Here is a 19,346-nt window from a genome sequence, read left to right as displayed (position 1 = left end):
TCGTGCATGTGGACATCCGCACGCAGCAGATCCCACCCTAGTGCGCAGTCACGACTCGCGCGCGGGTCGTCCGCTACCAGGGCATTCACGCCTCGTCGAGCAGTTCCGCGGTGACGGCCGACTCGGTGTCCGGAATGCCGGTGTCCTTCGCTTTTCGGTCCGCCATCGACAGCAGACGGCGGATCCTTCCCGCGACGGCATCCTTCGTCATCGGCGGATCGGCCAGCTGGCCGAGCTCCTCCAGGGACGCCTGTCGATGCTGGACTCGCAACGAACCCGCCGCGGCGAGATGGTCGGGAACGTCGTCGCCGAGGATCTCCAACGCCCGTTCGACGCGTGCCGCCGCCGCGACTGCAGCACGTGCGGAGCGTCGTAGGTTGGCGTCGTCGAAGTTCGCGAGCCGGTTGGCGGTCGCACGCACCTCGCGTCGCATGCGGCGTTCCTCCCAGACGAGGCGAGTGTCCTGAGCTCCCATGCGGGTCAGCAGAGCGCCGATGGCCTCGCCGTCGCGGACGACGACGCGATCGGTGCCACGCACCTCACGCGCCTTGGCTGCCACACCCAGTCGTCTGGCTGCACCGACGAGCGCCAGCGCGGCTTCCGGACCGGGGCAGCTGATCTCGAGCGCCGACGAGCGACCCGGCTCGGTCAGCGACCCATGAGCGAGAAAGGCACCGCGCCATGCCGCTTCGGCGTCGCCGACCGTCCCGCCGACGACCTGTGCGGGGAGACCACGCACGGGCCGACCGCGCATGTCGAGCAGTCCCGTCTGGCGAGCCAGCGCTTCGCCGTCCTTCGCGACGCGCACGACGTAGCGAGAGCTCTTGCGCAGACCGCCTGCACTGAGAACGTGCACGTCCGACGAGTAGCCGTAGAGGTCGAAGATCTCCCGCCGCAGGCGCCGCGCGATCGACCCCAGATCGACCTCCGCCTCGACGACGACACGCCCCGCAACGATGTGAAGCCCACCTGCAAACCGCAGGAGAGCCGACACCTCGGCTCTCCTGCAGCTCACCTGGGTGATCGCGAGCCTCGAGAGCTCGTCTTTCACCTCCGCTGTCATGGCCACGAAATGATCCCCTCTCTGCGCGACGTCGTCGGCGCAGTCCCGTCTCGCGACGAGACGATGCTACCGAGCGCTGCCGCCAACTTTCCGAAATGATGCGCGTGAGTACCTGATTCGGCGACATCGTCGTAGACGACCTCGGCTCCCAGCCTGGCAGCCGCACGGGCGAGGTGGTCTCGCTCTCCCCCGGCAGGCACGGAGAGCGAGTCGACGAGGACGTAGTCGACTCCGAAGTCAGGCGCGTGTTGGGAGAGTACGTGCAGATGCCGCTCGGCGGAGAATCCGGTGGTCTCCCCCAACTCCGGCGCGAGATTCAACACCAGGACCTTCGGCGCCGTCGATCGGTCGAGAGCAGCCAGTAGGTCCGGGACGAGAACGTGGGGAATGACACTGGAGAACCACGAGCCGGGACCCAGCACGACGAGGTCGGCCGCGCCGATGGCCTCCACCGCTTCCGGCGTCGCCGGTGGGTCGGGAGGCATCAGACGGACACGCCGCACCTTGCCGGGTGTCGTCGCGACGGCCACCTGACCCCGTATGACGCGGCTGACCCGAGGATCGTCCTCCAGCCCCGAGACGTCCGCCTCGATGTCGAGCGGAACGGGTGCCATCGGGAGCACCCTGCCGCGGATTCCCAGCAGATCGGACACCTCGTCGAGCGCCAGAACCGTGTCACCGAGCACCTCGGTGAGCCCGGCCAGTATGAGATTGCCCACCGAGTGTCCCGCCAACGCCCCGGTACCGCGGAAGCGATGTTGAAGCACGTCGGCCCACATGCGGGTGCGCGGGTTCTCGGCGGCCAGCGCGGCCAATGCCATCCGCAGGTCACCGGGCGGAAGGACACCGAGCTCGGCGCGAAGGCGACCCGACGATCCCCCGTCGTCCGCGACGGTCACCACGGCCGTCACGTCGGAGGCGAGCCTGCGGGCCGCGCTCAGCGTGGCATACAGGCCGTGACCTCCACCCAGCGCGACGATCTTCTTCGACGACGTGTCGTCCGGCTGCAGGTCGGTCATTCGCGACCCATGTCTCGATGCAGCACCCGCACCGACAGGTCGTCGTGTTGTTCCAGCATCGCGGCTAGCGCTTCCGACATGGCTACGCTTCGATGTTTTCCTCCGGTGCACCCGACTGCAACCGTCATGTATCGCTTGCCTTCCCGCCGATATCCGTCCACCGTCAGCTGCAACAGATGGTGGTAGGTGTTCAAGTAGTCCTGGGCCCCGTCCTGCTCCAGGACGTAGTCGCGGACCGCCTCGTCCCGACCAGTGTGCTCGCGGAGCTCCGGAACCCAGTGCGGGTTGGGCAGAAATCTGACGTCGCACACCAGATCCGCGTCGATCGGAAGACCGTACTTGAAGCCGAAGGACTGCACGGTGACGCCGATCATCGCGGCATCCGCGCCTCCGAACGCGGCCTCGATCTTGCGACGTAGCTGGTGCACCGACAGCGACGAGGTCTCGATCGTCACGTCGGCTGCCGCCTTGACCTGCGCGAGGCGGAGCCGCTCGGCTGCGATGCCTTCGGTCAGCGTGCCGTCCTGCCCGTCGTTCTGGAGTGGGTGGCTACGTCGGTTGGACTCGAACCGTCGAATCAGCGCCGCGTCGGTGGCGTCGAGGAACAAGACACGATTGCGGACGCCCTTGGAATCGAGTTCCCGGACGACCCAGCCGAGGTCGCCCGTGAACAGACGGCTGCGCACGTCCATCACGAGTGCGAGCCGTTCGATGCGCGGGTCCGACTCCAGGCCCAGATCGACCATCTTCGAGATCAGCTCGGGTGGCAGGTTGTCCGCGACGTACCACCCCATGTCCTCGAGCGCCTTGGCGGCAGTACGAAGCCCCGCGCCCGACAAGCCGGTGACGAGGGCGACCTCGATACCGCCTGGGTGCGGTGGGACGACGTCGTCGCTGTTGTCGCTCGCGCTGTCCGCCGCCGTCGCGTCCGGCGCCGGCTGTACATCCGGTTTGCTCACGTCACGCCTCACCCTGTCGAAGTTGCATCTTCCCGACCCCGATCGGCAGCGTCGCTGCCCGTGACTCCATCTTGACCGACGATGTCCGAAGTGTCCGACCCGACGGTGTCCGGTATGACAGGGCCGGACTCCGCACCCAGTGCCTCGAGCACCGACTTCGCCGTCATCTCGCCGATTCCCGGTACCTGGACGATTTCTTCGACCGACGCCTGCTTCAGCTTGGCGACGGATCCGAAATGCGCCACGAGAGCGTTACGACGCGTCTCGCCGAGCCCGCGTACCGAGTCCAGCGCCGACGCCGTCATGCGACGCGAACGCTTGCTGCGGTGGAAACTGATGGCGAATCGGTGTGCCTCGTCGCGCACCCGTTGCAGCAGGTACAGGGACTCGCTGGTCCTCGGCAGGATGACCGGATCCGACTCGCCCGGCACCCACACCTCTTCGAGACGCTTGGCCAGACCGACGATCGCGACATCGGTCACGCCCAGCTCGTCCAGAACCTCGGAGGCGGCTGCGACCTGGGGAGCGCCGCCGTCGACGACGAACAAGTTCGGTGGGTACGCGAAGCGCTTCGGGCGTCCGGTCTGCGGATCCAACGCGGCCTCGGTTGACAGGTCGCCACCGCCACCGGCGTCGGAACTGTGCCGGAGGAATCGGCGACGCGTCACCTCGGCGATGCTGGCGACGTCGTCGGAATGTCCGTCGCCCGCCGCTTCCTTGATCGAGTAATGGCGATAGTCGCTCTTGCGCGGGAGACCGTCCTCGAACACGACGAGCGAGGCGACGACATCGGTGCCCTGTACGTGCGAGATGTCGATGCACTCGATCCGCAGAGGCGCGGAGTCGAGATCGAGCGCCTCCTGAATACCCTGCAGCGCAGCCGATCTGGACGTGAAGTCACCTGCACGCTTGAGCTTGTGTTGCTGCAGCGCCTCCTTGGCGTTGCGTTCGACGGTCTCGGCCAGCGCCTTCTTGTCACCGCGCTGCGGAACCCGAAGCTGCACGTTGGACCCGCGCAGACGGCTGAGCCATTGCTGTACCTGATCGGAGTTGGCAGGCATGACCGGAACGAGGACCTCACGCGGAACCGCATTGGCGCCTGCGTCGTCGACACCGGGCGACTGAATCGACATGGCAGCCTGCTCACCGTAGAACTGCGTCAGGAACTGCTCGACGAGAGCAGGCAGATCGTCACGGTTCTCGGCTTGCTGCTCGACCACTTCTCCCGCCTTCTCCACGACCCAGCCCCGCTGGCCGCGCACCCGCCCACCGCGCACGTGGAAGACCTGCACGGCGGCTTCGAGGTCGTCGGCGGCGAAGGCGACGAGGTCGGCGTCCGTGCCGTCACCGAGAACGACAGCCTGCTTCTCCAACGCGCGTCGGAGTGCGCCGACGTCGTCGCGCAGCCGAGCCGCGGTCTCGAAATCGAGTTCCTCGGACGCCTCCTGCATGCGCTTCTCTAGTTGCCGCACGAGCTTGTCGGTCTTGCCGGAAAGGAAATCGCAGAAATCCTCGACGATCTTGCGGTGCTCCTCGGCGCTGACGCGGTCCACGCAGGGCGCCGAACACTTGTCGATGTACCCCAGCAGGCAGGGCCTGCCGATCTGGCTGTGCCGCTTGAACACTCCCGCCGAGCAGGTACGCGCCGGGAACACTCGCAGCAGTAGATCGAGGGTCTCCCGGATGGCCCACGCGTGCGCGTACGGCCCGAAGTACCGCACACCTTTGCGTCTCGGACCGCGGTAGACGAACAGCCGCGGATACTCCTCGTTCATCGTGACGGCGAGCATCGGGTAGCTCTTGTCGTCGCGATACCGAACGTTGAACCGCGGATCGAACTCCTTGATCCAGTTGTACTCGAGCTGCAGCGCCTCCACCTCGGTGGTGACGACCGTCCATTCGACGGACGCTGCGGTGGTGACCATCTGGCGGGTACGCGGATGCAACGACGCGACGTCCGCGAAGTACGAATTGAGTCGGCTGCGCAGGCTTTTGGCCTTGCCGACGTAGATCACGCGTCCGTGCGGATCACGAAATTTGTACACGCCGGGTTCGACCGGGATGGTCCCGGTGGCCGGGCGATACGTAGAGGGATCGGACACGTAATCCAGGCTAGCCGCAGGGTCCGACGCGGAACATCACGTGTCGGACCCTGCGTATTTGGCTTCGAGAGCGCGGAACGTGCGCACGGCTGCGACGGCTCGGTCGCGATCGTTCGACTGGATGGCCATGACCGGGATGAACTCGTCGTCGGGAATGTCGACGCGTGCCCACATGGCGCCGTCGGGGAACGACAGACCCCGAACGAGATCCCACTCGATGAGTCGCTCGGACAGGATGTTGCGGACCGCGACCCCTTCCGCGCCGACCCGCACACGCGGACGCGTCAGCAGCAACGCGATGCCGGCGAGCAAGAAGCCGATGCCGGCGAGCGCCAGCTGGTCGGCGGTACGGAAGTACACACCGGTCGGCGACACTCGCAAGAGAACGGCGACGGTCACGTGCGCGGTGACCAGTACGATCGCCGCGACGACGGCGTATCGGGCGGACTTCCGAGATCTGACTTCGAGTTCCCAGCGACCGGGCTCGGTCATCGCGCAGCCCCGTCGACACTGGGCTGCCGTAGTCGCTGCAGCGTCAACGCCGTGTCGATGGCCGCGGCCACCGCTTGGGCGCCTTTGTTCTCGCTCGACCCGGGAAGCCCGGCACGATCGAGCGCCTGCTGCTCGTCGTTGGTCGTCAGAACACCGTTGGTGACAGGAGTGCCCTCGTCGAGCGACACCCGCGTCAGACCGGCCGTGACGGCGTCGCAGACGTACTCGAAGTGCGGCGTGCCGCCCCGGATGACGACGCCCAACGCAACCACTGCGTCGTGCGTGCGCGCCAACTGCTGCGCGACGACGGGAAGCTCGATGGCACCCGCGACGCGTACGACGGTCACGTCGGTGACACCTGCCTCGTCGGCCTTGCGAGTGGCTCCGTCGAGCAGCGCCTCGGACACCGTCTTGTGCCACTGGCCCGCCACGATCGCCAACTTCAGATCGGCAGCACCGGACAACTGGAGTACGGGTTCGCCCTCGCCGCTCATGGATTCGTTCCCAACTCGATGTCCGGGGTGGAGCCGGCCTTGTGACCCAACTCGTACTCGTCCAGGCCGACGAGGTCGTGGCCCATGCGGTCGCGTTTGGTCCGGAGATACGTCAGGTTCTCGGCGTTCGCGCGCAGGGGCATCGGCACCCGCTCGGTGACGTGCAGACCGTAGCCGTCGAGTCCGACGCGCTTGGCAGGGTTGTTGGTCAGCAGACGCATCGACGAGATGCCGAGGTCGACCAGGATCTGCGCACCGATGCCGTAGTCGCGCGAATCGGCGGGCAATCCGAGTTGGAGGTTCGCGTCGACGGTGTCCGATCCCGCGTCCTGCAGCTGGTAGGCCTGCAGTTTGTGCAGCAGACCGATGCCGCGGCCTTCGTGGCCACGCATGTACAGCACGACGCCGCGGCCTTCCTGCGCGATCATCTCGAGTGCGGCGTCGAGCTGCGGACCGCAATCGCAGCGCAAAGACCCGAAGACGTCGCCGGTGAGGCATTCGGAGTGGACGCGCACGAGCACGTCGCTGCCGTCGCCGTCGGGGCCTGCGATGTCGCCGCGCACGAGGGCTACGTGCTCGACGTCGTCGTACACGCTCTGGTAGCCGACGGCGCGAAAAACGCCGTGCGACGTCGGGATCCGTGCGTCGGCGACGCGTACGACGTGCTTCTCGTGCTTGCGACGCCATGCGATGAGATCGGCGATGGAGATGAGCGCGAGATCGTGGTCGTCGGCGAAGACACGCAGCTCGTCGGTGCGAGCCATCTCACCCTCGTCCTTCTGACTGACGATCTCGCAGATCACACCGGCGGGACGAAGATCCGCCATGCGTGCCAGGTCGACGGCGGCCTCGGTGTGGCCGGGGCGTCGCAGCACGCCGCCGTCCTTGGCGCGCAGCGGCACGACGTGGCCCGGACGAGTGAAGTCGCCCGCGCCGCTGTTCGGGTCGGCCAACAGACGCATGGTCGCGGCACGATCGGATGCGGAGATACCGGTTCCGATGCCTTCGCGCGCATCGACGGTGACCGTGTACGCCGTGCCGTGCTTGTCCTGGTTGGTCGCGTACATCGGAGGCAGACCGAGCCGGTCGCAGTCGTCGCCGGACAGCGGAACACAGAGGTATCCGGACGTGTATCGCACCATGAACGCCACGAGCTCGGGGGTGGCCTTCTCGGCGGCGAAGATCAGATCGCCTTCGTTCTCGCGATCCTCGTCGTCGACCACCACCACGGCTTTGCCTGCGGCGATGTCGGCGACAGCACGCTCGATACTGTCGAACCTAGTCACGTCGTACGCTCCAAAGTGTCTCGTTCCGCACCGACTTCAGACGTCGGCGCAGATACCCCTCCAACACTACTTTCCGGTTCGGTCAGTCTGCGGCGAGGGTCTGCAGGCGCTCGACGTACTTCGCGATGACGTCGACTTCGAGGTTCACCGGCGTACCGACCGGCGACCGGCCGAGGGTGGTGAGCTCGAGTGTCGTCGGGATCAGCGAGATCTCGAACCAGTGACCGTCCGCATCCTCGCCCAGGCCGGACACCGTCAACGAGACACCGTCGACGGTGATCGATCCCTTCTCGACGACGTATCGGGCGACCGAGGTCGGCAGCGCGATGCGCACCACCGTCCAGTTCTCGGAGCGCGAGCGGCTGACGACCGTTCCGGTGCCGTCGACATGCCCCTGAACGAGGTGTCCGCCGAGCCTGCTGCCGAGCGACGCAGCGCGTTCGAGGTTCACGCGGCTGCCCACCTCCAGCCGCTGCAGGCTTGACCGGTTCAATGTCTCCTGCATGACGTCGGCGGTGAAGGAGATCCCGTCGAGGACGTCCACCACGGTCAGGCACACACCGTTGACCGCGATCGAATCTCCGTGACCTGCATCCGACGTGACGACAGGTCCCTTGACGGTGAACCGCGCCGCGTCGGCCAGGTCTTCCTTGCCGACGATCTCGCCGAGCTCTTCGACTATCCCGGTGAACACTGTCTACGTCACTCCTGTTTCTTTCGGTACGGCGACGACGACCAGGTCGGTCCCCAGCGTCTGCACACTCTCGATCGAGAACCGCAGGGCGTCGGCAATTGTTCCGACCCCCGCATTCTCCACCGCGGCTCTGCCCGACCCCAGCACGACGGGCGCGATGTAGGCCACGATTCGGTCGACCACGCCCGCTGCGAGAAACGCACCCGCCAGAGTCGGACCACCTTCGACCAGCACATCGGTGTGGTCGGCCAGAACGGCGAGGACGTCGAGTGGGTCGTGACTGCGGACGAACGCCGTCTGCGCGTCGTCTCCGCGTATACGAGCACCGGCCGGTATCTCACGTCGCCCGACGACGACGCGCAGCGGCTGCCGGGCGGCGTTGGACCCGTCGGTCAGCCGTGCGGTCAGCAGCGGGTCGTCGGCCAGCACTGTTCCGGTCCCGACGACGACGGCGTCGAGCTTCGCGCGCTCGGCGTGGACGTGAGCGCGCGCGTCGGGACCGGTGATCCACTGACTCGTTCCGTCTGCGGCGGCACTGCGTCCGTCGAGACCTGCCGCGTACTTCAACGTCACGAACGGCCTGCCCGTTCGTTGCTTGTGCAGCCAGGCGCGCAACGGACCGTGCGAGACGGCGTCGGCCTCCAGACCGGATTCCACGACGACACCCGCGTCGCGCAGCCTGTCCGCGCCGCCCATCGCCACGGGGTTGGGGTCGTCGACGGCGTGGATCACGTGGGCGATACCGGCATCGATCAGCGCGACTGCACACGGCCCGGTCCGACCGGTGTGGTTGCACGGCTCGAGCGTGACGACGGCCGTACCGCCCCGAGCCCGGTCACCGGCCTCGCGCAACGCCATGATCTCGGCATGAGGACCACCGGGTGGTTGCGTGGACCCGATACCGACGACCGCGCCGGCGGCATCGAGGATCACTGCGCCGACGGGCGGATTGGGGCTCGTACGTCCCCGTGCCGATTCCGACGCGTCGATCGCCGTGCGCATCGCGGCCGCGTAGTCCGGCACATAGTCGGACGCGGCGGGATCCGACATCAGAGGGAAAGATGTGCCGACGCGCGCCCTGCCTGCTCGCGGAGTCCACGGACCGCAGCGGCGGGATCGGCAGCGCCGTACACGGCAGAGCCGGCGACGAAGCAGTCGACGCCTGCCTCGGCCGCCTGCTCGACGGTGTCGACGTTGATTCCACCGTCGATCTCGACGACGAGCGTCAGCTCACCGGAGTCGACGAGTTTCCGCACGGTTCGAGCCTTGCCGAGCACGTCGGGAATGAACGACTGCCCGCCGAAGCCGGGCTCGACGCTCATCACCAGCAGCGTGTCGAATTCCTTCAAGATTTCCAGGTAGGGCTCGATCGGGGTGTTCGGCTTGACCGACAGGCCCGCCTTCCCGCCTGCCGCCCGAATGTCCTTCGCCACTGCGATCGGATCGTCCGTTGCCTCGGCGTGGAACGTCACGTTGTACGCACCTGCCTCGGCGTACGACGGCGCCCACCGGCCGGGGTCGTCGATCATCAGATGGCAGTCCAGCGGGATGTCCGTCGCCTTCAACAGGCTCTTCACCACGGGCAGGCCCAACGTCAGGTTCGGAACGAAGTGCGCGTCCATGACGTCGACATGCAGCCAGTCCGAACCGGTGACAGCGTCGGCCTCCTCCCCCAGACGAGCGAAATCGGCGGACAATATCGACGGAGCGATCATCGGAGCAGCCACATGCGCAGCCTAGTGCGGCCCTGTATCAGCCGTCACAGGCGGTTGCCGTCAACCCCAGTTCTCCGCCTTCGTCAGACAGAACGGATGGCCCGCCGGATCGAGCAGCACCCGCCACGTCTCCCCGGGCTGATCATCGGGAAGCACAGCCCCGAGGTCGACGGCCCGGCGCGCGGCGTCGTCGAGGTCGTCCACGGCGAGATCGACATGGAACTGCTTGCTGCCGTGGGGATTCGGCCACGCGGGCGAGACGTAGTCCTCGACGCGACCGAAGCCGAGCGCGGTGTCCTTTCCCGTCACCATCGCGTACTCCTGTTCCGCGTGTGCGACCGCGGTACGTGGGCACGACCCCCGAATGGGTGCTGAACCGGTACCGCATTCATGACGCCATCACCGATCTCGACGACGGATTCTCCGGCTCCATCGCCGATCTGGCGGCGCGCTACGCCTGGTTCGACCAGGCGCACTTCACCCGGGAGTTCACCGAACTCGTGGGCGTGCCACCGAGCGACTATCGATCACGACGGCTTGCGTAGCGCCGCCAGGAACATGGCATCCGTTCCGTGTCGGTGCGGCCACAACTGCACCGAGGTGCCGTCGCCGACACCCGGCACATCGGGCACCAGTGCGCGGGTGTCGAGCTCCTCCACACCGTGCCTGCGGACCGCGTCGGCGACGACGGCCGAGGTCTCCGACAGGTGCGGTGAGCAGGTCGAATAGAGCACGACCCCGCCGGGACGCACCAGTTCGATCGCGGAGGCCAACAGCTGCTTCTGCAACGTCACCAGCTCGGCGACGTCCTTCGGCGAGCGTCGCCACCGTGCCTCGGGGCGACGACGCAACGCTCCGAGACCGGTGCAGGGCGCGTCGACGAGGACGCGGTCGTACCCCGGATCCAGGCCCGGATCGCGTCCGTCGACGGCGTGCACGGTGACGGGCAGCGCCTTGGTCGTCTTGCGCACCAGTTCGGCCCGGTGCGCCGCAGGCTCGACGGCGTCGACCTGCGCCGCGTCGATCTCGGCCAGTGCACCGAGCAGCGCCGCCTTGCCGCCCGGCCCCGCACACAGGTCGAGCCAACGACCCCCGTCGGGACCGTCGAGCGGTGCCAGCGTCAGCGCCCGCGCGACGAGCTGGCTGCCCTCGTCCTGCACCCCGGCGAGACCGTCGCGGACCGCGTCGAGCTTGCCGGGGTCGCCGCCGTCGAGGTAGACCGCGTAGGGCGAGTACTTTCCCTCTTCTCCCCCGGTGATCAACGCCAGTTCCTCGGCCGAGATCTCTCCGGGACGCGCGACGAGGTGGACCGCCGGACGGGCATCGTCGGCTTCGAGGACCGCCGCCAGCTCGCCCGCGTCGGCACCGAGTGCGTCGGCGAATGCCTGCGCGATCCATCTCGGGTGGGCATGTTCGAACGCGAGGTGCCCCACCGGATCCTTCTCCGCGTCCGGAGCGAGCTCGGCGACCCACTCCTCGGCGCTCTTCTCCGACACCCGCCGCAGTACGGCATTGACGAATCCCGCTTTGCCGCTGCCGAATTCGGCGCGCGTCAGGTCGACGGACGTGGCGACGGCGGCGTGCGGCGCGACACGCGTGCGCAACAGTTGGTAGGCGCCGAGACGAAGAATGTCGAGCAGACCGCCGTCGATCTCGGAAATCGTTCTGCCCGAACCTGATTCGACGACCGCGTCGAGCAACCCACGGGCGCGACACGCGCCGTAGGCAAGTTCGGTCGCGAGCGCCGCGTCGCGGCTGTCCAGCTTGCGATCCCGAAGCAGTCCTGGCAGAACGAGATTGGCGTACGCATCGCGTTCACGAACTGCCTTCAGAACATCGCGCGCAGCCAGCCGTGCCGGATCGATCGGCGGTGCCGACGACGGTCCGCGCCCGCGCTGGGGTCGCTGGCCACCGCCACCACGAGATCCGGGACTGCGCTGCGGCCGACCGCCGCGAGCCGATCCGCCGCCGGAACGACGCCGACCGGCGTTGTCGGGGTTGCCGTCTCGGTTCGAGTTACTGCTGCGGTCGCTCACTGCGCCACCGTCCCGTCGATCGATCGTGCGCCGCGCGCCCAATCTGCTGCCTTCATGAGTTTCTTGCCCTGCGGTTGCACGTCACCGAGAACGATCGAGCCGTCACCGGTTCCGATGTGGACACCGTCCTTGCGCGCCAGAACCTCTCCGGGTTCGAGCGTCTCGTCGGACGGACGGACCGGTCCGATCTTCACACGCAGATCTCCGATCGTCGTCCAGGCGCCCGGCGCGGGAGTGACGGCACGAATATGCCGGTCGACCGCCGTCCACGACGCCGACCAGTCGATGCGGGCCGCGTCGACGGTCACCTTCGCGGCGTGGGACACACCGTCCGTGGGTTGCGGGATTGCCGATGCCTCACCGGATTCGATGGCGTCGAGCGTCGCCTCCAGAAGCTCCGCACCGCTCACCGACAGCCGGTGCAACAGATCTCCCGACGTGTCGGTCGGGCGAATCGTCTCGGTGACGACGCCGAGAACAGGACCGGTGTCCATGCCGTCGTCCAGCAGGAAGGTCGATGCGCCGGTGATGTCGTCTCCTGCGGCGATCGACGCCTGCACGGGCGCTGCTCCGCGCCACGCAGGGAGAAGAGAGAAATGGAGATTGATCCAGCCGAAGCGAGGGATGTCGAGAACGGGCCGCGGAAGTAGAGCGCCGTACGCGACGACGGGGCACACGTCGGGAGCGAGATCGGTCAGTTCCGACACGAATTCGGGTTCGGACGGACGCCTCGGGGTCAGAACCGGGATCCCGTGCTGGTCGGCCAGTAGTCCGACGGGGGAGCGATTGACCTTGCGGCCGCGTCCGGCGTGGGCATCGGGCCGCGTCACGACGGCCACCACATCGTGTTTCGTCGACGCGATCAGCCGTTCCAGCGACGGAACCGCCGCATCAGGCGTCCCTGCAAACACAACACGCACCAGTTGGCTCCCGAAGAATAGGTAGTTCGATTCCGTACGACGAACTACCTATTCTAGGGAACCGCTGTCGCAGCTCATCGATCACTCCGCCGTAGGCGACGACGCGGCGTCGCCGTTGTCGGCATCGTCCTCGGCGAGAATGCGGTAGAGACGTCGCCGTGCGTCGGTGAGAACCTCACCGGCCGCCTTCACCTGGTCGGGCGTCCCGACTGCTGCAACCTGGCCTGCTGCGCCCATCAGTTGGCCGATGAGACCGCGCAGATCCAGAGCGTCACCGCCGACGCTGCGGCGCACGTCGTCCCACGGGGCGCCCAGCTCAGCTCGGTGCTCGTCGACGAAGGTGGTTCCCTGCTCGGTGAGTCGTGCAGTCTTGCGGCCGTCGACTTTCTCGATCAGAACGAGGCCCTCGTCTTCCAACTGGGACAGGGCGGGATAGATCGATCCCGGACTCGGCTTCCACGCACCCTCGCTTCGCGCGACGATCTGCTGGATCAGCTCGTAGCCGTGCATGGGAGATTCCGCCAGCAACAACAGAATTGCCGATCGGACGTCTCCTCGCCGACCACGTCCGCCGCGTCCTCGACCTCGTCCGAAGTCGCCGCCCGGCCCGAAACCGCCGAATCCGCCCGGTCCGAAGCCACCTGGCCCGAAGCCGCGATTCCGGTCGCCGCGTCCGCGGTGTTCGTCTCCGCGGAGTCCGTCGCCGCCGTGTCCGCGACGCCCATGGCCACCACGGTGACCCGGCCCGCCACGATGACCTGAATCCGGTCGCGAATCCTCGGGACCGGACGCATCCTGCGGCATCCACATCGTGAACGCTCGCCGCTTCTGGGCACGTTCCGCCATGCCCATCCAGGGCATGCGGTGCATGTCGAAGTAGTTTTCCATGTCCTTGCTCCTTGTCGTATCGTTTGGACATATTGACGATATATCGACAATGCATCGATGGCAACCCCCTGACGGTCGAGCTCACCCGCGTCAGGACAGCCGCGGAACCAACCCGAATATCGTTGCAGGAGAACCCGATCCGGCGCGATTGATCGGGCCGCCGACCAGGATGTAAGCACCGGTGGTGGGCAACGATCCGAGGTTGGTCAGGTTTTCGAGGCTGATGCGGTGCTGGTCGTACAGCTTTTCCGACACCGGATACGTGTCGTCGTTACCGAGATCGGGACCGAACGTATCGGTGCCGAGTGCGCCGCGAACGGCGAGCCTGCCCGTGTCGATCAACCACTGGGCGGCGTCGGCGGAAAATCCGGGCTGATGGGTCACACCGTCGGCGTCCGCGCCCACGTATGCATCGGTGCCCCATCGCGATTCCCAGCCGGTCCAGAGCACGACCGCAGCTCCGGACGGGATTCGCCCGTGTGCAGTTTCCCACTCCTGCAGATCGGCGACGGTGACCGCATAGTCGGCGTCGGCCGCGGCCTTGTCGCGAATGTCGATCTTGACGGCAGGCAGGAACAGATCCTCGGGTACGAGTCGGTCCGCCGTCAGGCCTCCGTCCTGGAAGTGCGCAGGCGCACCCCAGTGCGTTCCCGTGTGCTCACCCTGGCGCACGTTCTGCAGGTAGTACCCGTCCTCGGCGACCGTCGCGGCTGTCTCCAGCACGAACTCCGGGTCGCCGGAGAAGATCGGTGTGGACGCCGGATCGTTGACGTGCGACAACGAGACGATGCGCACCAGTTCGCCCAGCGGCACCGCCGGCGTCGGTAGATCGGCCGATCCGGTCCCGGGTGCCGCATGTGCGAAACTCCGACCCGCGAACCGCGCCCCCGCGATGCCGGCCAGTCCCGTCGCCACCCGCCGAACCCACTGCCTGCGGTGCATTCGAAGCGCCCTCCTCGCGGCCGAGTTTCGTGTGGTGCCACGTCGTCGCCGAGGACTCTATGCGGACCGGCAGCCGAGCGGTGACTCAACCGATACGAATGGGATCGATCTGCACGCGGACCGCCTCGGTGTTCTTCCGCGCGCTCCGAACCGCCTGAGCGTCGGCGAGCGCGTGCGCCAGCGCTCCCCCGGCGGCACGCGGGACCCGCAACAACAGCCGTTGCACGTCTCCTGGCATCCTGTCCTCGCCGCCGCCCGCAGGCAGCCGTTGCCCCTCGGGAAGGTCCACCGGCCCGAGAACCTCTGTCCCCTCGGGCAATTCGGCCGTCTCGACGAGAGCCATGATCGCGGCGGTCGTGCCATCGACGGCCGCGACATGGACAGCAGGCGGGAAGCGCACCTCGGCGCGCTCGTCGAGTTGACTTCGCGCGTGCCCTACTGGATCCCACCGGACCAGAGCCTGAACCGTCGGAATCTCGGATTCCGCGACGACCACGACGCGGCCGCCCTCGGCTCCCGGACGTACGAGGGCAGCTGCCGTCATCCAGCGTCGCAGCGCTTCCTCGGCCGCACGCAGGTCGGCTCGGCCGAGCAGCGCCCATCCGTCGAGAAGCAGCGCAGCACCGTACCCGCCCGGAGCCCACGGCTCGGCGCCGACCGTCGAGATGACAAGCGACGCACCGGGTTCGACGGTGTCCAGAACTGCCGGGCCCCCCGATGTTCGCACCGTGACGCCGGGGAATGCGCGTCCCAGTTCCTCGGCGGTGCGGTGCGCTCCGACGACGACTGCGCGGAGCGCGCGCGAGCCGCACACGGTGCAGCGATGATTGGTGTCGGCGATGCCACACCACGTGCACGTGGGGCTCGCGGCCCCGTCGGCTCCTGGCGCCGACGGTAGTGCCAACGGGCCGTTGCATCGGCGGCATCGCGCTGGGGTCCGGCATTTTCCGCACGCGAGAGACGGGATGTAGCCGCCGCGCGGTACCTGCACCAGCACCGGTAGGTCGTTCTTCACCGCTGTTCGCGCAGCGTCGAAGGCAATCGCCGGCAGCCTCGCAGCGCGGGCTCCCGGATCGCGGGCCAGCGCATGATCGCTGTCGGCCAACGCGACGACGTGAGGCTGCCGGGCGCGGACCACGTCTCGTGGCGCCACGAGATCGTGGGCCCATCCCGAGTCGACGAGCGCTTCGGCCTCTGCGGTGCGTGCGTGTCCGGCGAGGACCACGCCGCATCCGGTCTCGAACGCTCGCAGCAACGCGACTTCACGGGCGTGCGGATACGGCGAACGCGGCTCGGCGTATCCGTCGTCACCGTCGTCCCACAGCACGACGAGACCGAGATTCGCGGCGGGTGCGAAAACGGCACTGCGGGTACCGACCACGATCGACACGTCTCGACGCAGCACGCCGAGCCATCTCCGGTATCGCTTGGCCGGACCGAGCCCGGCGGAGAGCGCAGCCACGACGTCCGGGCCCGCTGCCGCTTCACACGCGGCCGCGACCCGATCCAGGTCGCGTTGATCGGGCACCACGATGACGGCGCTGCGGCCCACGGCGACACACGTTGCCGCGAGCTCGGCGAGCCGACGCGCCCACTCCTCGCCCGGAAGGGCCTGCCAGACGGCCCGTGGATTGCGGCCGGCGCGGAGTGCATCGAGAAACGCGGACCCGTGGGTATAGCTGCTCCACGCTCGTTCGTCGACCACGGGTTCTGGAACGTCCGGTTTTTCGGGCGGATCCTCGGACTCGACCTTGGCGTGACGCGGCGGAACCGCCAGCCGGAGAACGTCGGCACGCGTTCCCGCGTAGCGATGCGCGACGGCCGACACCAGCCGGCTGACCTCCGGCGTCAGAACCTGCTCGTCGGACACGACGCGGTCGAGCCACCCCAGCTTGCCGGTGTGCTCGGTGGTCGCCACGCGTTCGACGACGAAACCGTCGACGAGTCGACCCGCGAAGCGGATGCGGACACGAACGCCGACCTTCGCGTCGTCGGCGAATTCGGCGGGGACGAGATAGTCGAACTCGCGATCGAGGTGCGGTAACGGCAAGAGCGGCAGAACCCGACCTATGGGGAGCTCGGGTGCTGCCGCTCGCGCTGTGCTGCTCAGAGACCCGCTGCCGCGCGCAGCTTCTCCGCGCGGTCGGTCGACTCCCACGGCAACGCGATGTCGGTACGACCGAAATGACCGTAGGCGGCGGTCGGCGCGTAGATCGGGCGGAGGAGGTCGAGATCGCGAATGATCGCGCCCGGACGCAGGTCGAAGACTTCGTTGATCGCCGACTGGATGCGCGCCGGGTCGGTCTTCTCGGTACCGAAGGTCTCGACGAACAGACCGACGGGGGCTGCCTTGCCGATGGCGTAGGCGACCTGGACCTCGATGCGGTCGGCCAGACCTGCGGCGACGGCGTTCTTGGCGACCCAGCGCATCGCGTACGCGGCGCTCCGGTCGACCTTCGACGGATCCTTGCCCGAGAACGCGCCACCACCGTGGCGCGCCATTCCGCCGTAGGTGTCGACGATGATCTTGCGGCCGGTCAGACCTGCGTCGCCCATCGGTCCACCGAGCACGAACTTGCCGGTGGGGTTGACGAGCAGACGAATGTTGGACGTGTCCAGCGTGGGCACGTTCAGTTCTTCGAGTACCGAGCCGAGAACCTTCTCGCGGATGTCGGGCGTCAGCAGGTTGTCGAGGTCGATGTCGGCGGCGTGCTGCGTCGACACCACGACCGTGTCGAGGCGCACCGCGTCGTCCCCGTCGTACTCGATGGTGACCTGGGTCTTGCCGTCCGGACGCAGGTACGGAAGCACACCCGACTTACGAACCTCGGTGAGACGACGCGACAGCCGGTGTGCGAGCGCGATGGGCAGCGGCATCAATTCGGGGGTGTCGGTGTTGGCGTAGCCGAACATCAGACCCTGATCGCCTGCGCCCTGCCGGTCGATCTCGTCGTCGGACAGGCCCTCGACGCGTGCCTCGTGGGAGTGATCGACGCCCTGCGCGATCTCCGGAGACTGCGCACCGATGGCGATGTTGACGCCACAGGAGTTGCCGTCGAAGCCCTTGGCGGACGAGTCGTAGCCGATCTCGAGCACCTTGTCGCGCACGATCTTCGGAATGTCGGCGTAGGCGGTGGTGTTGACCTCGCCCGCGACGTGAACCTGGCCGGTCGTGACGAGCGTCTCCACCGCCACGCGCGCACGCGGATCCTCCGCGAGGAGCGCGTCGAGAATCGAATCGCTGATGGCGTCGCAGATCTTGTCTGGGTGACCCTCGGTCACGGACTCACTGGTGAAGAGCCGACTGCCGGACTTGCTCACGGATTTCCTCTCGACGTGTTTCCCGGCCGATCGGAGCCGCTGCTCCGGTCGGCACTTCCATTGTCTACGGTCACGCTGTTACTGCAGGTAAGCACACATGGGCGTTCTGGCACACCGACACTAGTCGCGTCGATGTCGCCCGTGCACCCTTGAAATCACCCGAGATCCGAATGTGAAACATCGGACAGCACGGAGACCACCGCGTCGACGACGCGACTGGCGAGCAGCGCCTTCGACCCGGCACCGAGAGCGGCTTCCGATCCGTCCGATCCGAGGAGCCATCCGTCGTTGTGATCCACCTCGAACGCCTTGCCGTCGCCGACCGCGTTGACGACGAGCAAATCGCAACCTTTGCGTTCGAGCTTCGCGCGTGCGTAGGTCAGGACGTCGCCGTGCTCGTCACCGGTCTCGGCGGCGAAACCGACGATGACCGTGGCTTTGTCGATATCCCCGTTCCGACGCGCGTCGACGAGACCGGCGAGGATGTCGTCGTTGCGGACGAGCGGGATCGAGTCGGGCTCGTGGGCGCCCTTCTTGATCTTGCTCGTCGCGATACTGGAAGGGCGGAAGTCCGCGACGGCCGCAGCCATGACGATGGCGTCGGCGTCGGCCGAGTACTGCGTCACCGCGTCCCGCATCTCGTGCGCGGTCTTGACGTGAACGACGTCGACGGCGGCCGGATCCGGAAGATTCGCGGTGAAGCCGGCGATCAACGTCACACGCGCACCGCGCTGCGCCGCGACGCGGGCGATGGCGTAGCCCTGTTTGCCGGAGCTGCGATTGCCCAGGAACCGAACCGGATCGAGCGGTTCGCGGGTGCCGCCTGCTGTCACGACGACGCGGCGGCCGGTGAGATCGTGCGGAAGCGAATCGGTGCGCTCTGCCGACAGCATCGCGAGCGCGTGGATCTCGTCGGGCTCGGGAAGCCGTCCCGCGCCGGTGTCGCGGCCGGTCAGCCGCCCCGAAGCGGGTTCGATGACCGTGACGCCCCGACTGCGCAGAGTGGCGACGTTGGCGACCGTCGCCGGGTGCTCCCACATCTCGGTGTGCATCGCAGGCGCGACGACGACGGGACATCTCGCCGTCAACAACGTGGCGGTCAGAAGATCGTCGGCCCGGCCGCCTGCCATCCGAGCGATCAGATCGGCGGTCGCAGGCGCGACGACGACCAGGTCCGCCTCTTGCCCGAGGCGCACGTGAGGCACCTCGGGAACGTCGGCGAACACTCCGGTGTGGACCGGGTTGCCCGACAACGCCTCGAATGTTGCGCGGCCGACGAACTCGAGCGCGGATTCGGTCGGGATGACGCGGACGTGGTCACCGTTCTCGGTGAACCTTCGAATGAGGGAACAGCTCTTGTAGGCGGCGATACCTCCGCCTACACCGACGACTACGCGCAACTTGGCTGATTCCTT

Annotated in this window: 19 protein-coding genes; 1 reads left to right on the top strand and 18 read right to left on the bottom strand. The window is 67.5% G+C overall.

The genetic code is table 11. The annotated features are described in order from the left end of the window. Positions 1-85: 85 nt before the first annotated feature. The 11 genes from whiA to HQ354_RS02610 form a co-directional block, all read right to left on the bottom strand. Positions 86-1,069, bottom strand: coding sequence for a DNA-binding protein WhiA (whiA, locus tag HQ354_RS02660; protein WP_068424269.1), 984 nt, complete (start codon positions 1,067-1,069; stop codon positions 86-88). Beyond that, positions 1,060-2,082, bottom strand: coding sequence for a uridine diphosphate-N-acetylglucosamine-binding protein YvcK (gene yvcK, locus HQ354_RS02655; protein WP_222634115.1), 1,023 nt, complete (start codon positions 2,080-2,082; stop codon positions 1,060-1,062). The genes whiA and yvcK overlap by 10 nt, the downstream gene beginning before the upstream one ends. Then, positions 2,079-2,945 carry an RNase adapter RapZ gene (rapZ, locus tag HQ354_RS02650; protein ID WP_068425934.1) on the bottom strand — a complete coding sequence of 289 codons (867 nt, stop codon included), beginning with the start codon at positions 2,943-2,945 and terminating at the stop codon, positions 2,079-2,081. The genes yvcK and rapZ overlap by 4 nt, the downstream gene beginning before the upstream one ends. 104 nt (positions 2,946-3,049) lie before the next feature. Beyond that, the gene (gene uvrC, locus HQ354_RS02645) at positions 3,050-5,143 is read right to left on the bottom strand and encodes an excinuclease ABC subunit UvrC (protein WP_068424274.1); all 2,094 of its coding nucleotides are present in this window, start codon (positions 5,141-5,143) and stop codon (positions 3,050-3,052) included. 36 nt (positions 5,144-5,179) lie between these two features. Further along, the gene (locus tag HQ354_RS02640) at positions 5,180-5,635 is read right to left on the bottom strand and encodes a PH domain-containing protein (RefSeq protein WP_222634114.1); all 456 of its coding nucleotides are present in this window, start codon (positions 5,633-5,635) and stop codon (positions 5,180-5,182) included. Beyond that, complete coding sequence (gene ribH / locus HQ354_RS02635) at positions 5,632-6,129, bottom strand: 6,7-dimethyl-8-ribityllumazine synthase (RefSeq protein WP_222634113.1); 498 nt, start codon at positions 6,127-6,129, stop codon at positions 5,632-5,634. Before ribH ends, HQ354_RS02640 begins: the two co-directional genes overlap by 4 nt. Then, positions 6,126-7,415: a bifunctional 3,4-dihydroxy-2-butanone-4-phosphate synthase/GTP cyclohydrolase II gene (locus tag HQ354_RS02630; protein ID WP_068424283.1), complete on the bottom strand. Its 1,290-nt coding sequence runs from the start codon at positions 7,413-7,415 to the stop codon at positions 6,126-6,128. The genes ribH and HQ354_RS02630 overlap by 4 nt, the downstream gene beginning before the upstream one ends. A gap of 82 nt (positions 7,416-7,497) precedes the next feature. After that, positions 7,498-8,109 carry a riboflavin synthase gene (locus HQ354_RS02625; RefSeq protein ID WP_222634112.1) on the bottom strand — a complete coding sequence of 204 codons (612 nt, stop codon included), beginning with the start codon at positions 8,107-8,109 and terminating at the stop codon, positions 7,498-7,500. 3 nt (positions 8,110-8,112) lie between these two features. Next, positions 8,113-9,159, bottom strand: a complete 1,047-nt coding sequence (ribD, locus tag HQ354_RS02620) for a bifunctional diaminohydroxyphosphoribosylaminopyrimidine deaminase/5-amino-6-(5-phosphoribosylamino)uracil reductase RibD (protein ID WP_068424287.1) — start codon at positions 9,157-9,159, stop codon at positions 8,113-8,115. Further along, positions 9,159-9,836, bottom strand: a complete 678-nt coding sequence (gene rpe / locus HQ354_RS02615; protein WP_068424289.1) for a ribulose-phosphate 3-epimerase — start codon at positions 9,834-9,836, stop codon at positions 9,159-9,161. The genes ribD and rpe overlap by 1 nt, the downstream gene beginning before the upstream one ends. Positions 9,837-9,884: 48 nt before the next feature. Then, entirely contained in the window at positions 9,885-10,136 is a 252-nt protein-coding gene (locus HQ354_RS02610) for a VOC family protein (protein ID WP_167674268.1), read from the bottom strand. A 35-nt stretch (positions 10,137-10,171) separates the two neighbouring features. Here HQ354_RS02610 and HQ354_RS02605 point away from each other — a divergent pair, with 35 nt between their 5' ends. Then, positions 10,172-10,369, top strand: coding sequence for a helix-turn-helix domain-containing protein (locus tag HQ354_RS02605; RefSeq protein ID WP_254303475.1), 198 nt, complete (start codon positions 10,172-10,174; stop codon positions 10,367-10,369). Here HQ354_RS02605 and HQ354_RS02600 read toward each other — a convergent pair. The 7 genes from HQ354_RS02600 to coaBC all read right to left on the bottom strand — a co-directional run bounded on the left by HQ354_RS02600 (position 10,352) and on the right by coaBC (position 19,331). Further along, entirely contained in the window at positions 10,352-11,860 is a 1,509-nt protein-coding gene (locus HQ354_RS02600) for a transcription antitermination factor NusB (protein WP_222634111.1), read from the bottom strand. The genes HQ354_RS02605 and HQ354_RS02600 overlap by 18 nt on opposite strands. Next, positions 11,857-12,780: a methionyl-tRNA formyltransferase gene (gene fmt, locus HQ354_RS02595; protein ID WP_222634110.1), complete on the bottom strand. Its 924-nt coding sequence runs from the start codon at positions 12,778-12,780 to the stop codon at positions 11,857-11,859. The genes HQ354_RS02600 and fmt overlap by 4 nt, the downstream gene beginning before the upstream one ends. 81 nt (positions 12,781-12,861) lie before the next feature. Next, positions 12,862-13,668, bottom strand: coding sequence for a PadR family transcriptional regulator (locus HQ354_RS02590; RefSeq protein WP_254303476.1), 807 nt, complete (start codon positions 13,666-13,668; stop codon positions 12,862-12,864). Positions 13,669-13,758: 90 nt separating this feature from the next. After that, complete coding sequence (locus HQ354_RS02585; protein ID WP_167676746.1) at positions 13,759-14,610, bottom strand: cyclase family protein; 852 nt, start codon at positions 14,608-14,610, stop codon at positions 13,759-13,761. An 85-nt stretch (positions 14,611-14,695) separates the two neighbouring features. Continuing rightward, complete coding sequence (locus HQ354_RS02580) at positions 14,696-16,720, bottom strand: primosomal protein N' (protein ID WP_222634224.1); 2,025 nt, start codon at positions 16,718-16,720, stop codon at positions 14,696-14,698. After that, positions 16,717-17,931 carry a methionine adenosyltransferase gene (gene metK / locus HQ354_RS02575; protein ID WP_068424300.1) on the bottom strand — a complete coding sequence of 405 codons (1,215 nt, stop codon included), beginning with the start codon at positions 17,929-17,931 and terminating at the stop codon, positions 16,717-16,719. Before metK ends, HQ354_RS02580 begins: the two co-directional genes overlap by 4 nt. Positions 17,932-18,086: 155 nt before the next feature. Next, a complete protein-coding gene (coaBC, locus tag HQ354_RS02570; RefSeq protein ID WP_068424302.1) occupies positions 18,087-19,331 on the bottom strand; it encodes a bifunctional phosphopantothenoylcysteine decarboxylase/phosphopantothenate--cysteine ligase CoaBC in 1,245 nt (414 codons plus the stop codon). Between the last annotated feature and the right edge of the window lie 15 nt (positions 19,332-19,346).

It is taken from the genome of Rhodococcus sp. BP-261 (assembly GCF_019835205.1).
Lineage (GTDB): Bacteria > Actinomycetota > Actinomycetes > Mycobacteriales > Mycobacteriaceae > Rhodococcoides > Rhodococcoides kyotonensis_B.
This window is presented reverse-complemented; position numbering and strand designations above follow the sequence as displayed.